Here is a 262-nt window from a genome sequence, read left to right as displayed (position 1 = left end):
TTGTGACGATGACTTGTGCACCTGAATCTTCTAATGTATAGCGGATACGTTCGGCAGGAAAAGCCGGATCAATTGGTACGAATGCACCTCCTGCTTTCATCACACCGAGCATTGAGACGATGACATAAACAGAGCGATCAAGGATGAGCGCCACAGTACTTTCTTTCTCTACGCCTCTAATCTTCAGTTCACTGCTGAGTGCATTTGACATGTCATCAAGCTCGCGATAGGTGAGCTTCCTTTGATCATCCATGACCGCAAT

General features: G+C 46.6%; 1 protein-coding gene. It reads right to left on the bottom strand.

What is annotated here, in order from left to right; all coding sequences use genetic code 11:
- Positions 1 to 262 (bottom strand): AMP-binding protein (locus tag SB775_RS30665; protein ID WP_410865034.1); only part of this gene is annotated, 262 nt, incomplete at both ends.

It is taken from the genome of Peribacillus sp. SIMBA_075, assembly GCF_046534585.1.
The sequence above is the reverse complement of the archived record's forward strand: the minus strand, read 5'-3'. Positions and strand labels throughout refer to the sequence as shown.